The sequence below is a fragment of the Saccharopolyspora sp. NPDC049426 genome, from assembly GCF_040676935.1.
GTDB lineage: Bacteria > Actinomycetota > Actinomycetes > Mycobacteriales > Pseudonocardiaceae > Saccharopolyspora.
The window spans coordinates 73,238-87,805 of sequence record NZ_JBFAPZ010000006.1 but is presented as its reverse complement, the minus strand read 5'-3'; the positions used below and the strand labels follow the sequence as shown (position 1 = coordinate 87,805).

Here is a 14,568-nt window from a genome sequence, read left to right as displayed (position 1 = left end):
GCCCGGGAAAGATGGGCCGTAGGCGGCGGCCACTCTGGGAGTGGGTACCCCAGACTACGACGCTGGTATGACGGAAACACGACGACCCGTTGGCGGAGACGTGATCGGTGACACACTGATCTTCATGTCGGGCATCAGAACCGCAGCACTGGTCCTGTCCCTGGTCGCCGCCGGTTGCGCGACGGCTCCCCCGAACCCCGCCGGCGCCTCGGCACCCCAGCTGAAGGTCGAGACGGTCGCCTCCGGGCTCGAACACGCGTGGGACGTCGGTTTCCTGCCCGACGGCAGCTCCCTGATCAGCCAGCGTCCCGGGAAGTTCGCGCTGGTCAGCGGCGGCCAGACCCGAGACGTGCAGGCCGATCTGGCCTCGGTCCACGCCGAGGGCGAGGGCGGGCTGATGGGTCTGCTCGTGCACCCCGACTTCGCGAACAACCGCACCTTCCTCACCTGCCAGACGCACCAGGAGGGCGGGAACCCGGTCGACATCCGGCTGGTCAAGTGGCGCCTGGCCGGGGACGGCTCGCGCGCGGACCGCGTCGGCGACCTGCTCACCGGCCTGCCGATCAACTCCTCCGGCAGGCACTCCGGCTGCCGCCCTGAGCTCGGCGCGGACGGATCGCTGCTGGTCAGCACGGGCGACACGGCTCAGCCTCCGATCTCGCAGGACCGCACCTCGCTCGGCGGGAAGGTCCTGCGGATGAACGTCGACACGGGTGCGGCGATGCCCGACAACCCCTTCGCCGACTCCCCCGATCCGAACGAGCGGCTGGTCCACACCTACGGCCACCGCAATCCGCAGGGCGTCGCGCTGCACCCCGACGGCCGGGTGTTCGTCGCCGAGCACGGCCCCGACGTCGACGACGAGGTCAACGTCCTCCGGCCCGGCGGAAACTACGGCTGGGATCCGTCGCGGGGCGGCACCACCGACGAGTACGACGAGTCGGTGCCGATGACCGATCTGCAGCGCTTCCCCGACGCGGTGGGCGCGGTGTGGTCCTCCGGATCGTCGACCGAAGCGGTCTGCGCGGCGGAGTTCCTCACCGGTCCGCAGTGGGGCGAGCTGGACGGCGCCCTGGTGGTGCCGGCGTTGAAGGGGAGCAAGCTCCTGGTCTTCCGGCCCAACCCGGACGGCACCCTGTCCCCGCCGGAGATCCCCGCGGAGCTCGACGACACCCACGGCCGGCTGCGCGCCGCCCGCCAGGCACCTGACGGCAGCCTCTACGTGACCACTTCGAACGGCACCAACGACGAACTCCTGCGCATCACGCTCTAGCGGATCCAAGAGGCTCTTTGAAAGCGGCGAAGCCCTGTTTCAGGTGTGAGACTCAGCCCGCACCGCCAGGCAAAGCAACCAGTTCCTAGACGTTCGTCACTTGATCGTCGGTTTGGGTTTGTGCTCCAGGTGGGAGAGACCGTTCCAGGCGAGGTTGACCAGGTGCGCGGCGACCTCTTCCTTCTTCGGCTTGCGCGCCTCCAGCCACCACTGGCCGGTGAGCGCGACCATGCCGACCAAGGCCTGGCTGTAGAGCGGCGCGAGCTTGGAGTCGTAGCCGCGGGCGCTGAACTGCAGCCCGAGGATGTGCTCGACCTGACTGGCTATGTCGTTGAGCAGGCTGGAGAACGTCCCGCTGCTGCTGGCCACCGGGGAGTCGCGGACCAGGACCCGGAAGCCGTCGGTGTTCTCGTCGATGTAGTCGACCAGCGCGTGCGCGGCCTGCTCCAGCAGCACCCTCGGGTGCCCGGCGTCGAGAGCGGAGACGATCAGGTCCAGCAGGTTGCGCATCTCGCGGTCGACGACGACCGCGTACACGCCTTCCTTGCCGCCGAAGTGCTCGTAGACCACCGGCTTGGACACCCCGGCGCGGTGGGCGATCTCCTCGATGGAGGTGCCGTCGAAGCCCTTCTCCGCGAACAGCGCGCGAGCCACGTCCAGCAGTTGTTGGCGTCGTTCCTTGCCCGTCATCCGGGCGCGCGTCCGGGCCGGAGCCCGCGTCGGCGCCGCCGGTTCGGGCGAGGTCCGCCCGCGTCTCCGTCCTGCCACTCGACCCACCCTAGGTGAGGGACCCGCGTTCGAGGTGCAGGCCCGAGACAACGAGGTGCCCGCGCGGTTCTCACCGCACGGGCACCTCCGGTCGTGAGCGGTCAGCCCTTGTGGTCGGTGACCGCGATGCGCGCGAGGCGCTTCTCGTTGGGCCAGCGGACCTTCCAGGCCCAGCCGAGCTTCTCGAAGATCCAGATCGTGCGCGCCGAGATGTCCAGCTGACCGCGCAGCACGCCGTGCCGCGCGCAGGTCGGGTCGGCGTGGTGCGAGTTGTGCCAGGACTCGCCGAAGGACAGGATCGCCAGCGGCCAGAAGTTGGCGGCCTTGTCGCGGCTCTTGAAGGGCCGCTCACCGATCATGTGGCAGATCGAGTTGACCGACCACGTGATGTGGTGCAGGAACGACACGCGCACGAGCCCCGCCCAGAAGAACCCGGTGAGCGCGCCCCACAGCGACCAGGTGAACAGCCCGCCGAGCAGCGCCGGCAGCAAGAGGCTCGCGACCGTCCACACCGGGAACAGCTTGTTGGCCCAGACGATGTCGCGGTCCTTGAGCAGGTCCGGGGCGAACCGGTCCTCGTTGGTCATCTCGCGGGTGAACATCCAGCCCATGTGGGAGTGCCAGAAACCCTTGGTCAACGCCACGGCGGAGGTGCCGAACAGCCACGGCGAGTGCGGGTCGCCCTCGCGGTCGGAGTAGGCGTGGTGCCGCCGGTGGTCGGCGACCCAGGTGATCACCGGGCCCTGGACCGACATCATTCCCGCGATGGCCAGAGCGATCTTGACGCCGCGGTTGGCCTTGAAGGCGCCGTGCGTGAAGTACCGGTGGAAGCCGACGGTCACACCCAGGCCGCTGATCAGCCAGAACGCCACCGCCAGGGCGATGTCGACCGGGCCGATGCCCCAGCCCCACAGGACCGGGACGGAAGCGACCAGCGCGGTCATCGGGATCAGGAGGAAGGCGTACACCAATGACGAGTGTCCGGCCGTCTGCGGCCCTGTGGTCAGGGGCTTCGGCCCGGATTCAGCGCCGACGCCCGGAGCGGCGACGCGCTCGGTTGCTGCGGTCATGCTCAATACCTCGAATGGCGTTGGGGAGGTGGGTAAACGGTTGTCAGCACCGGGTGGTCGTGGTCCCGCAACACCTCCACCCTACGGGACCGTAACTTACGCTAGCGTAAGTTGTTTGATGCGAAATCGTCACCCCCCGAAGAGAAAAAGCGGCGTGTCGCTATTTTCCGGGCGTGTCCTCGCGTATGTGTTCACCCGATCGTCCGCATCTGGCCGTGCAACCGGGGTGCGTCACGTTCCGTCTCCCCGGTGTGCCTGCCCAGAACCAGCCGTGCGGGCTTCCGAGCCTCAGCCCCCGGCTTCCCGCGACACCCCGACCCCAACGACGGCAGCCGCTCGCCCCGCCCTGCCGCCCGGCGCCGCGTCCCCGACCCCCGCGCAACCCCGGCCGACACTCGGATTCGACCGGCCTCGTGACGATCTCGGCAGGGTGCCACCAGCCGTTGTCACCGACCGGTAAGCTCACGCTGCGGCGCCGGCGCGCAACGCCCGGTTCCGGGGGCCCAATGTGCCCAATCCGCCGTGGTGTAAAGGCAGCACCTCGGATTTTGGTTCCGATGGTCCAGGTTCGAATCCTGGCGGCGGAGCGAGCAGCCCTCCCGGGCCCGACGCGGTGCGCGGTGACGCGCACCGCCCGGGATTCCCGGGAGACAAGGTGAACAGGGGGTGTGCGCCGCTGCGCGACGACACTGCCGCCGTGCGCGAAGATCCGGTCACCACGCTGGGCGAGGTATCCGACGCGTGGTTGGTCGGTCGCGCCCGCGAACTCAACGCAGTCGGCCAGCACAGCGCCCCGGCCGGCCAGTCCAGCACGATCCGCGAAGCCGACAACCTCCTCAACGAAGCCCAGCGCCGGGGTGAACCGCGCATCGTCGCCCAGCTCCTCCGGCACTGCGCCGCCCTGCGCCTGACCACCGCCGAGCTGGTGGACAGCGCCGACATGCTGCTGGACGAGCTGCTCAGCCACACCAAGCGCCACGGCCTCGAAGTGCTGCAGGCCGACGCGCACGCGTTGCGCGGCCGCCGCGCGCTGCTCGTGGGCGCCGAGGACAACGCGCTCACCGAGGTCGCGCACGGCCTGGCGATGCTCGACGAGGAGCTGGCCCCCGACCGCACGCTCGGCCGCCGCTCCTGGGAACGCCTGCTGGCGACCTCGCTGATCGACATCGGCCTGGTGCTGACCCAGCTGGGCGTCTACGAGATGGCCGACGAGGTGATGGCCCGCGCCCACCAGCGCATCCGCGAGAGCGGCGGGCCGCACGAGATCGCCGTGCACATGATCAACCGCTGCCGCATGCAGCTGGGCTGGGGACTGCGGCTGGAACGCGTCGGACTGCAGGACGAGGCGGCCAGCCAGTTCTCCACCGCCTCCGCGCTCGCCGTCGCCGTCGAGGGGCCGTGGCGCGAGTCGCTGTTCCCGCGCGTGTCCAACCGCACCGCCGCCGAGCAGATGCCGGTGCTGGGCGCCGCGCACGCCCTGGCCTCCCCCTCCGCCGACCACATCACGCGGCTGGAGGAGATGCGTCACCTCGACCGCTCGATGCACCCGCGGGAGCAGATCATCATGGCGATCGCGCTGTCCCGCTGCCTGGTGCGCGGCGACCACCGCGACGACGCGGTGCGGGTGCTGTCGGAGACGCTGACCAGCCTCAGCCACGACACCTCCGAACCGACCCTGCGGATCTCACTGGCCAGGGAGTTCGCGCTGCTCACCGAGCTGGCCCCGGACCGCCCCCGGGACGCCCTGCGCGACTACGCGCTGGAGCTGGAGACCGAGCTGTGGGCGATGCGCGAGGCCCGGGTGTCCACATTGGCCACTCGCCTGGAGAACTCGCGGCTGAGCCACAAGCACGACGCGATCACCCGGCAGGCCCGCGAGGACCCGCTGACCGGCCTGTCCAACCGGCGCGCGCTCGACGACCGGCTGGAAACCCTGCTCGGCGCGCCGGAAGTGCAACCGCTGGCGGTCGCGCTGGTCGACCTGGACGGCTTCAAGGGCGTCAACGACCGCTGCTCGCACGCCGAAGGCGACGACGTGCTGCGCACCGTCGCCCGCCACCTGCGCGACACCCTGCGCACCGACGACTTCGTGGCCCGCTACGGCGGTGACGAGTTCGTCGTCCTGCTGCCCGGCGCGACGCTCAGCGCCGCCGAAGCCGCGCTGCACCGCACGGTGGAGGCCGTCGACGGCCTGGCGCCGGAGAAGTCCCGAGGGGTGACGCTGTCGATCGGCGTGGTCGCGATGCGCCCGCAGGAGTCGGCTGCGCAGGTCCTCGCCCGCGCCGACGCCGCGATGTACCAGGCGAAGCGCAACGGTGGGAACCGCGTCACAGCACTCTCCGGAGTCAACGATCGCACCGAGCCTCACCCGGTCGAGCCGCCGTCCGAAATCGATCAAGCTGTCTGGATTCCTCCGGACGCGCGCTGAAGCGACGTGTCAACTGGTCGAGGCAAGATCACATTGGCCCAGCTAGGGGGCCCTTTCATCCGCCACCGCCCAGCCGAACGGCGGTACCATCGCAGCTGCTGCCAGATGGGCAGGGGCGCCGAAGGTGACGGACGACCCGTGCGGTTACCCTTCACCCGCTTGGACGCAACAGGCACGTCGGCCGGCGCCGGATCCAGACTCGGCAGGCCGCTTCTAGAGATCAAGGGAGAGCGCTGATGCTCCAGGGCGACAACGCCCAGCCCTCCTCTCAGCGCGCTGCTGCGCACCCGGAACCGGTCAGCACGGTCGTGCTGGCGGCCGGGGAGGGCACCAGGATGCGATCGGCGACACCGAAGGTGCTGCACCGGATCGCCGGCAGGCCCCTCGTCGAACACGCCGTCCGCGCCGCCTCGGGGATCGATCCCGATCAGCTGGTCGTCGTGCTCGGGCACGGCCGCGACGCCGTCGCCGAGCACCTGAACTCGGTGTCGGACTCGCTCGGCCGCCCGATCACCACCGCCGTCCAAGAAGAGCAGCTGGGCACCGGCCACGCCGTGTCCTGCGGCCTGTCCGAGCTCCCCGACGGCCTCTCCGGAACGGTGCTGGTCAGCTACGGCGACGTGCCGCTGCTCGACGCCGACACGCTGCGCGCGATGCTCGACGAGCACGCCGCGTCCGGCAACGCCGTCACGGTGCTGACCTCCGTCGTCGCCGACCCGACCGGCTACGGCCGGATCACCCGCGACACCTCCGGCGCGGTCACCGGCATCGTCGAGCAGAAGGACGCCACCGCCGAGCAGGCCGCGATCACCGAGATCAACTCCGGGGTCTACGCCTTCGACGCCGAGGTGCTCACCGGCGCGCTCAAGCGACTGTCCACCGACAACGCCCAGGGCGAGCTCTACCTGACCGACGTGCTGTCCATCGCGCGCGGCGACGGCCGCACCGTCGGCACCCTGATCTGCTCGGACACGTGGCTGGTCGAAGGCGTCAACGACCGGGTGCAGCTGTCCCGGCTCGGCGCCGAGCTCAACCGCCGGCTGGTGACCCGCTGGATGCGCGAGGGCGTCACCGTCATCGACCCGGCCACGGTGTGGCTGGACTGCGACGTGACCCTGTCCCGCGACGTGACGCTGGAACCGGGCGTGCAGCTGCGCGACGGCACCACCGTCGGCGAGGGCGCCACCGTCGGCCCGGACACCACGCTGACGAACTGCACGATCCACCCCGGCGCGTCGGTGGTGCGCACCCACGGCGAGGGCGCGGAGGTCGGCCCGAACGCCAGCGTCGGCCCGTTCGCCTTCCTGCGGCCCGGCACCTCGCTGGGCGCGAAGGGCAAGATCGGCACCTTCGTCGAGACCAAGAACGCCGAGATCGGCGAGGGCACCAAGGTGCCGCACCTGAGCTACGTCGGCGACGCGACGATCGGCGAGAAGTCCAACATCGGCGCCGCCACCGTCTTCGTCAACTACGACGGTGTGAACAAGCATCACACCAAAATCGGATCACACTCCCGGACCGGCGCGGACAACATGTTCGTCGCACCGGTGGAGATCGGCGACGGCGCTTACACCGCCGCCGGTTCGGTGATCACCCAGGATGTCCCCCCGGGCGCGATGGCGGTCGCCCGCGGGAGGCAACGAAACATCGATGGCTGGGTGGCCAAGCGCCGCCCGGGCACCGCCGCCGACCAGGCCGCACAGCGGGCTTTGGGCAATGAACCGACCGATGACGCAGAGACGTCGAACGGGGAGGGACGATGACCGTGAGTGCCATGTCTGCGACCCCGAAGAAGAGCCTCAAGCTCTTCTCCGGCCGCAGCCACCCGGAACTTGCCGAGGAGGTGGCCAAGCAGCTCGACGTGACGGTCACGCCCCAGGCCGCGTACCAGTTCGCCAACGGCGAGATCTTCGTGCGCTACGACGAGTCCGTTCGTGGCTGCGACGCCTTTGTGATCCAGTCGCACTGCACGCCGCTCAATGACGCGATCATGGAGCAGCTGATCATGGTGGACGCGCTCAAGCGCGCCAGTGCCAAGCGCATCACCGTGGTCATCCCGTTCTACGGCTACGCCCGTCAGGACAAGAAGCACAAGGGCCGCGAGCCGATCTCGGCGCGGCTGATGGCGGACCTGTTCAAGACCGCCGGTGCTGACCGGATCATGGTCGTGGACCTGCACACCGACCAGATCCAGGGCTTCTTCGACGGTCCGGTGGACCACCTGATGGCGCAGAAGCTGCTCGCGAACTACATCAGCGAGACCTACACCGACCAGAACATCACCGTGGTCTCCCCGGACTCCGGTCGTGTTCGCGTCGCCGAGAAGTGGGCCGATGACCTGGGTGGCACGCCGCTGGCGTTCATCCACAAGACGCGCGACCCCAGCAAGCCCAACCAGGTGGTCGCCAACCGCGTCGTCGGTGACGTCGAGGGCCGGCTGTGCGTGCTGGTCGACGACATGATCGACACCGGCGGAACGATCACCAAGGCCACCGAGCAGCTGCTCGCGGCCGGTGCCAGCGACGTCATCATCGCCTCCACCCACGCCGTGCTGTCCGGCCCCGCCGTGGAGCGCCTGTCGAACTGCGGCGCCAAGGAGGTCGTGCTGACCAACACGCTGCCGATCCCCGACGAGCGCCGGTTCCCGAACCTGACGGTCCTGTCGATCGCCCCGCTGGTCGCGGAAGCGATCCACCAGGTCTTCGAGGACGGCTCGGTCACCAGCCTCTTCGACGGCCGCGCCTGACGAGAACTGTCTCCGCGGCTCAACCTGCGTAGCGGTGCGAGCAGCGGAACCTCAGCGGCTCTCTGGACTGCGAGTGCCACTCCTGATGTATGTCCAATGCACGGCGGAGTGGCCGTCCTCGCCAGAGAGCCGCTGAGAACCCGCGGCGGTGCCAGTTGCGAGGGTGGACTAACGGCTGACGCCGTTCAAAAGCGATAACAACGGCCCTGGTCCTTCGCGGACCAGGGCCGTTGTTCGGCCTCAGAGGGTCGTGACGACCTCGTCGTAGTCGAGTCGCGGCAGGCGCTCCATCCAGGGGTTCTCGCCGGGCTTGCCGATGTTGGCGACGACCAGGGTCCGCTGGTTTCCCTCCGGGAAAAACTCGGCGTTGATGCCCGCGGCGTCGAGCCCGGTCATCGGGCCGACGGCGAGCCCGGCGGCCCGGACGCCGAGGAAGAAGTAGCCGGCCTGCAGCGTGGCGTTCAGCTTCGCGTTCTGCTCCCGGAAACCCGGGTCGGCGAAGATGTCCTTGGCCTCGGGCTTGTGCGGGAAGACCTTCGGCAGGTTCTCGTGGAACTCGGTGTCGGCCGCCAGGATCGCGACCAGCGGAGCCTGCTGGGTCTTTGCCCGGTTGCCCTCCATCAGGTGCGGCAGCAGGCGCTGCTTGGCCTCTGCCGAGCGCAGCAGCACGATCCGCAGCGGCTGCTGGTTCATCGAGGTCGGGGCCCACTTGACGAGGTCGTAGATCGCCTGGACCTGCTCGTCGGTCACCGGCTCGTCGCTGAAGGAGTTGGCGGTGCGGGCCTCGCGGAACAGCAGGTCCTGGGCCTCGGCGTCGAGGGCGAGCGCGGACTGGGACACGGTCATGGGGTCACTCCTGGGCGATCGGGCGGTCTCACCGGCCGGTAGGCGGGTTCCCGGCCACACGTCACGAACATTCTTGAACTGTCAATGATTCCCGGTGAAGGGTCCTGTAAGCGGAGTCACCGCGGCGACCCGTTCGGGCGTCGTGTCCACCCGTGCGAAAACGGCTATGCAAGCACCGTTTAGACTATTCAGGTTGCCTCGGCGAGGTCGGGACGTACGCCCGGCGTGATCGGCGCGGTGGCACGGTGACGGTCGGTCGAATTCTCCTCCGGCGCACTGATGTCGCGCACTCTCCTGGTGCCGTTTCCACCGGCACCGGTCGATCACCCCAGTAGCGCGCCCCACCGCCGCAGGCCAGCGAACAACTCACGTTCCGCCCGACGTCTTCAAGGAGTGCACCACCGTGTCCGAGGTACGTATCGCAGTCGAGCAGCGCAACGAGTTCGGCAAGGGAGCGGCCCGCCGCACCCGTCGCGCCGGCCAGATCCCCGCGGTCCTCTACGGCCACGGCGCCGACCCGAAGCACCTGTCGCTGCCCAGCGTCGAGTTCGCCCGCGCCATCCGTGAGAACGGCCACAACGCGGTGCTCACGCTCGAGGTCGCGGGTTCCGGCAAGGAGCTCGCGCTGACCAAGACCATCACCGCCCACCCGATCAAGGGCTACATCGAGCACGTCGACCTGCTGCTGATCAAGCGCGGCGAGAAGGTCACCGTCAACGTCCCGATCGTGGTCTCCGGTGACGCCGCCTCCGGCGCCCTGGTCAGCCAGGAGCTCACCGAGGTCGAGGTCGAGGCCGAGGCCCTGCACATCCCGGAGCAGATCGAGCTGTCGATCGAGGGCGCCGAGATCGGCACCCAGCTGCACGCCTCCGACCTGAAGCTGCCGAAGGGCACGACCCTGGTGTCCGACCCGGAGACCATGGTCGTCAACATCTCCGAGGCCGCGGCTTCGATGGAGGAGGAGTCCGCTTCCGAGGGCGAAGAGGCCGCCGAGGAAGAGACTTCGGAAGAAGCCTGAGCCTGACGACGTCGGGCGCTCCCGCGCCGTCCCCCAGCCGGGGGCGGCGCGGGTTCTGCCTCGACTAGAGGGAGACTTACTTCCGTGACCACTGCGGACGCGGTTTCGGTGATCGTCGGGCTGGGCAATCCCGGTCCGCGCTATGAGGGCAACCGGCACAACATCGGCTTCCTCGTCGCAGACGAGCTGGCCGCTCGTGTCGGCGGCAAGTTCAAGTCGCACAAATCAGGTGCCGACGCCGTCGAAGGGCGCCTGGGCGGCGCCCGGTCCGTGCTGGTCAAGCCGCGTTCGTTCATGAACCTCTCCGGCGGCCCGGTCGCCGGGGCGGTGAAGTTCTTCAAGACGGCGCCCGAGTCGCTGATCGTCATCCACGACGAGCTGGACCTGCCCTACGGCACGATCCGGATCAAGCAGGGCGGCGGCGAGAACGGCCACAACGGGCTGCGGTCCATCTCCAAGTCGCTGGGCACCCGCGACTACCTGCGGGTCCGATTCGGCGTCGGACGCCCGCCAGGCCGGATGGACCCCGCCGACTACGTCCTCAAGGACTTCTCCGGCACCGAGCGCAAAGAGCTCGCCTACTTCATCGACCTCTGCGCCGACGCGGTGGAAGCGCTGGTCACCAAGGGCCTGGAAGCGGCCCAGAACGAGTTCCACTGACGCGACAACGGCCGTGGACAGCGGGCGGTTCTGGTCCGAACCGCCCGTGATCGATATCCGCTCTGCCCGGACGGTTCGGACCAGAACCCTCCCCTAGTGCGTCGGCACCAGCTCCGCGGTGGCCGCCCGGCGGAGCTTCCCCGAAGGCGTCTTCGGCAGCGTTCCCGGCGGGAGCACGACGACCTCCGCGGGACGGACGCCGACCGCGTCGACGATGCGGGACACGACCTCCTTGCGCAGCGCTTTCTCCGCGTCCTCCGAACCCGCCTGCTTGGACTCCAGCACCACCGCGAAGCGCTCGCGCCTGCTGCCCGCCTCCAGCCGGACCGCCGCCGCGTTGCCCGGACGAACGCCCGAGACCTCGCAGGCGGCCCGCTCGATGTCGACCGGGTAGATGTTGCGGCCACCCATGATGATCACGTCCTTGCGACGTCCGCAGATCACCACCTGGCCGTCGGCCAGATATCCCTCGTCACCGGTGTCTAGCCAGCCCTCGGCGTCCTGCACCTCCTTCGGGCCGTCTACCGTGAGGTAGCCCGGGGTGACGGCCTCGCCGCGGATGCGCAGCCGCCCGACCTGCCGGTCGGCGAGCTCCACCCCCTCGTCGTCGACGACGTCGACCTCCAGGCCGGGCAGCGAGTGCCCCAGCAGCGCGAACCGGCGCGCGTGCGGCACCTCGGGATCGACCGGCTCGGCGACGTGCCGCTTCTCCAAGCCTTCGGCGTCGACGACATCGGTCTCCAGCCCCCGGTGCAGCGGGGCGAACGAGACGGCGAGGGTCGCCTCGGCCATGCCGAACGCGCACACCATGCAGTCCGGGGGGAGCCCGAAGCGCGCCCCGGCATCGATGAACGCCTGCGCCGCAGCGGGGTCGATGGGCTCGGCACCGTTGAGCGTGAAGCGCAGGCTCGACAGGTCGAAGTCGTCGTCGGCGCGCGCCATCCGGCGGCCGACGACGGCGTAGGCGAAGTTCGGCGCGGCGGTGACCGTGGCGCGGTACTTGCTGATCAGCTGCGGCCACACCAGCGGGCCGGCCAGGAAGTCCGACGGGGTGATCTTGACCGTGGTCATGCCGATGGCCATCGGCACGGTCAGGCACCCGACCATCCCCATGTCGTGGAACAGCGGCAACCAGGACACCGCGACGTCGTGCTCCGGGTCGAGCTCGGCGGCGGTGACCATCGCGTGCAGGTTGGCGTTGAGGTTGCGGTGGGTGATCCGGACGGCCTTCGGATCGGCGGTGGAACCGCTGGTCAGCTGCAGCAGCGCGGTCTCGTCCTCGCCGACCTCGACCGGCCCGGCCAGCGGCTCCGCGTCGGTGGCGGCGAGACCGGCGAGGTCGCGGTAGGCGATGCCGTTGTCCTCCAGCACCCCCGCCAGCTGCTCGAACGGCGGGCCGAGCAGCACCAGCCGCGCGCCGATCATCTTCAGCACCTTGAGCGTGTCCTCGGCCCAGTGCCCGAGATCGGTGCGCGGTGTCGGCTGGTGCAACATCGTCACGCTGCCGCCCCCGAGCCACACCGCCTGCACGGCGGGACCGATCAGACCGGGATCGGCGGCCAGGATCGCGACGGCCGTCCCGGGCCGGAGCTGCTCGCCGAGCCCGCCGGCCATCCGCAACGCTGCGTCGTGCACCTGCGCCCAGCTCCTGAACAGGGGCTCCGCGGGCTCACCGGTGACGAGCCCGCGAGCCCCTTCACCGGAGTTCCGCCGAGCCGACGCCACCAAGGTCTCCACGAACCGACTCATGTGACGCAGCTTACGATCCGGACAACCCGGTGGCACGCCTCGACGCCCGACCGTGCACCCGGAAAACTCCGGTAATCGGGTGCCCGATTACCGGAGTAATCCGTCACCCCCGTCGACAGCGGAGGGTTCCGTTCGCACCTTCAGGGATTTCCAGGCCGAAAAGGGCCGCCGAGCGCCTCCGAGAAGTGAGGGGTCCGCCTTCGTCGGCATTCACTACCCGAGCTGGTCGGCCAGCTCCATCCAGCGGGTTTCGAGGTCGTCCTTCTCCTGCTGCAAGGACTGGAGCTCCGCGTTGAGCTTGGCCAGGCGGTCGGGCTCGGTGGCCGCCTCGGCGAGCTTCTCGTGCAGGTCGGACTCGCGCTTGGCGAGCTTGTCGAGCTGCCGCTCGAAGCGGGAGAGCTCCTTGCGCGCAGCGTGCTCCTCGGCGCCCGACAGACCCCGCGACTCCGGCGCGTCGGCGGCCTGCTTGCCGACGCTGCTCTCCGCCGCCAGCAGCGAATGACGCCGCTGCAGGTACTCGTCGATCCCGCCGGGCAGGTGGGTGAGCTTCCCGTCGCCGAACAGCGCGTGGACGCTGTCGCAGACCCGCTCGACCAGGTACCTGTCGTGCGAGACCACGATCATCGTGCCCGGCCAGGTGTCGAGCAGGTCCTCCAGCTGCTGGAGGGTGTCGATGTCCAGGTCGTTCGTCGGCTCGTCGAGGATCAGCACGTTCGGCTCGGCCATCAGCAGCCGCGCCAGCTGCAACCGGCGGCGCTCACCACCGGAGAGGTCACCGACCGGCGTCCACTGCCTTCCCTTGCCGAAGCCGAACCGCTCCCCCAGCTGCGAGGCGGACAGCTCGTACTTGCCGAGGGTGACCGTCTTGGCGACGTTCTCGATCGCCTCCAGCACCCGCCAGTTGCCCGGCAGGTCGTGCAGCTCCTGCGTCAGGTGCGCCATCCGCACCGTCTTGCCCTCGACGCGCTTGCCCGCATCCGGTTCGCGCTCCCCCGCCAGCAGCTTGAGCAGCGTCGTCTTGCCGGAACCGTTGACGCCCACCAGACCGATCCGGTCGCCCGGCCCGATCCGCCACGTCACGTTCTCCAGCAGCGCCCGGTCGGCGATCCGCAGGTCGACGTCCTCCAGCTCCAGCACCGTGCGGCCCAGCCGGCGCTTGGCGAAGGCCAGCAGCTCGACGGAGTCGCGCGGCTCCGGGACGTCGGAGATCAGCGCCTCGGCCGCCTCCACCCGGTACCGCGGCTTGGAGGTGCGGGCCTTCGCGCCGCGCTGCAACCAGGCGAGTTCCTTGCGGGCCAGGTTCTGCCGACGCTCCTCGGTGGCCTGCGCGATGCGTGCGCGTTCGGCGCGCGCGAAGATCCAGTCCGCGTAGCCGCCCTCGTACTGCTCGACCTTGCCGTCCACGACCTCCCAGGTCCGGTTGCAGACGGTGTCGAGGAACCAGCGGTCGTGCGTGACGATCACCAGCGCGCACTTGCGTTCCAGCAGGTGGTCGGCCAGCCAGCGCACACCTTCGATGTCGAGGTGGTTGGTGGGCTCGTCGAGCACCAGCAGGTCGAGGTCGCGCACCAGCGCGGCGGCCAGCGCCACGCGGCGGCGTTCCCCACCCGAGAAGTTCTTGACCGGGGTGTCCAGACCGAGCCGCGTCATGCCCAGACCGCCCAGCACCGAGCGCACCCGCGGGTCGGCGGCCCACTCGTGCTCGGCGGCGAAGCCGTGCGGATCGAGGACGGCGTTGCGCACGGTGGCGTCCTCGTCCAGCTCGGTGCGCTGGGTGACCACGGCCATCCGCAGGTCGCGGGACTGCGAGACCCGACCGTCGTCGGGTTCCGCGAAACCGGCGAGGACTTCCAGCAGCGTCGTCTTGCCGCCACCGTTGAGGCCGACGACGCCGATCCGCTCGCCTTCCGACACGCCCAGCGACACGCCGTCCAGCAACGGGCGCACGCCGTAGGACTTGCTGACCGTTTCCAGGTTGACCAGGTTCACCATCGAGGTTTCGACTACTCC

11 protein-coding genes and 1 tRNA gene are annotated in these 14,568 nt (G+C 69.7%); 7 read left to right on the top strand and 5 right to left on the bottom strand.

The window, feature by feature from the left end:
• Positions 1-124 precede the first annotated feature (124 nt).
• Complete coding sequence (locus AB0J78_RS14520) at positions 125-1,273, top strand: PQQ-dependent sugar dehydrogenase (RefSeq protein WP_363789407.1); 1,149 nt, start codon at positions 125-127, stop codon at positions 1,271-1,273.
• Between the two features lie 96 nt (positions 1,274-1,369).
• Here the strand turns inward: AB0J78_RS14520 and AB0J78_RS14515 are convergent, their stop codons facing one another.
• The gene (locus AB0J78_RS14515; RefSeq protein WP_363789740.1) at positions 1,370-1,963 is read right to left on the bottom strand and encodes a TetR/AcrR family transcriptional regulator; all 594 of its coding nucleotides are present in this window, start codon (positions 1,961-1,963) and stop codon (positions 1,370-1,372) included.
• A 179-nt stretch (positions 1,964-2,142) separates the two neighbouring features.
• Complete coding sequence (locus tag AB0J78_RS14510; protein ID WP_363789406.1) at positions 2,143-3,111, bottom strand: acyl-CoA desaturase; 969 nt, start codon at positions 3,109-3,111, stop codon at positions 2,143-2,145.
• A gap of 516 nt (positions 3,112-3,627) precedes the next feature.
• On the opposite strand from AB0J78_RS14510, the gene AB0J78_RS14505 reads away from it, so the two are divergent.
• The 4 genes from AB0J78_RS14505 (at position 3,628) to AB0J78_RS14490 (ending at position 8,285) form a co-directional block, all read left to right on the top strand.
• A tRNA-Gln gene (locus AB0J78_RS14505) sits at positions 3,628-3,698 on the top strand.
• Between the two features lie 110 nt (positions 3,699-3,808).
• Positions 3,809-5,539 (top strand): GGDEF domain-containing protein, encoded by a 1,731-nt coding sequence (locus AB0J78_RS14500; RefSeq protein WP_363789405.1) that lies wholly within the window; start codon positions 3,809-3,811, stop codon positions 5,537-5,539.
• Positions 5,540-5,775: 236 nt separating this feature from the next.
• Positions 5,776-7,302, top strand: a complete 1,527-nt coding sequence (gene glmU, locus AB0J78_RS14495) for a bifunctional UDP-N-acetylglucosamine diphosphorylase/glucosamine-1-phosphate N-acetyltransferase GlmU (RefSeq protein WP_363789404.1) — start codon at positions 5,776-5,778, stop codon at positions 7,300-7,302.
• Between the two features lie 11 nt (positions 7,303-7,313).
• Positions 7,314-8,285 carry a ribose-phosphate diphosphokinase gene (locus tag AB0J78_RS14490; RefSeq protein ID WP_235874753.1) on the top strand — a complete coding sequence of 324 codons (972 nt, stop codon included), beginning with the start codon at positions 7,314-7,316 and terminating at the stop codon, positions 8,283-8,285.
• Between the two features lie 240 nt (positions 8,286-8,525).
• On the opposite strand, the gene AB0J78_RS14485 is transcribed toward AB0J78_RS14490, so the two are convergent.
• Positions 8,526-9,131, bottom strand: coding sequence for a malonic semialdehyde reductase (locus tag AB0J78_RS14485; protein WP_363789403.1), 606 nt, complete (start codon positions 9,129-9,131; stop codon positions 8,526-8,528).
• A 403-nt stretch (positions 9,132-9,534) separates the two neighbouring features.
• Here AB0J78_RS14485 and AB0J78_RS14480 point away from each other — a divergent pair, with 403 nt between their 5' ends.
• Both AB0J78_RS14480 and pth read left to right on the top strand, forming a co-directional pair.
• Positions 9,535-10,149, top strand: a complete 615-nt coding sequence (locus AB0J78_RS14480) for a 50S ribosomal protein L25/general stress protein Ctc (RefSeq protein ID WP_363789402.1) — start codon at positions 9,535-9,537, stop codon at positions 10,147-10,149.
• A gap of 84 nt (positions 10,150-10,233) precedes the next feature.
• Positions 10,234-10,809, top strand: coding sequence for an aminoacyl-tRNA hydrolase (pth, locus tag AB0J78_RS14475; RefSeq protein ID WP_132679364.1), 576 nt, complete (start codon positions 10,234-10,236; stop codon positions 10,807-10,809).
• Between the two features lie 93 nt (positions 10,810-10,902).
• Here the strand turns inward: pth and AB0J78_RS14470 are convergent, their stop codons facing one another.
• Together AB0J78_RS14470 and AB0J78_RS14465 are read right to left on the bottom strand one after the other, a co-directional pair.
• Positions 10,903-12,558: a fatty acyl-AMP ligase gene (locus AB0J78_RS14470; protein ID WP_363789401.1), complete on the bottom strand. Its 1,656-nt coding sequence runs from the start codon at positions 12,556-12,558 to the stop codon at positions 10,903-10,905.
• Positions 12,559-12,771: 213 nt separating this feature from the next.
• Positions 12,772-14,550: an ABC-F family ATP-binding cassette domain-containing protein gene (locus tag AB0J78_RS14465; protein ID WP_363789400.1), complete on the bottom strand. Its 1,779-nt coding sequence runs from the start codon at positions 14,548-14,550 to the stop codon at positions 12,772-12,774.
• Between the last annotated feature and the right edge of the window lie 18 nt (positions 14,551-14,568).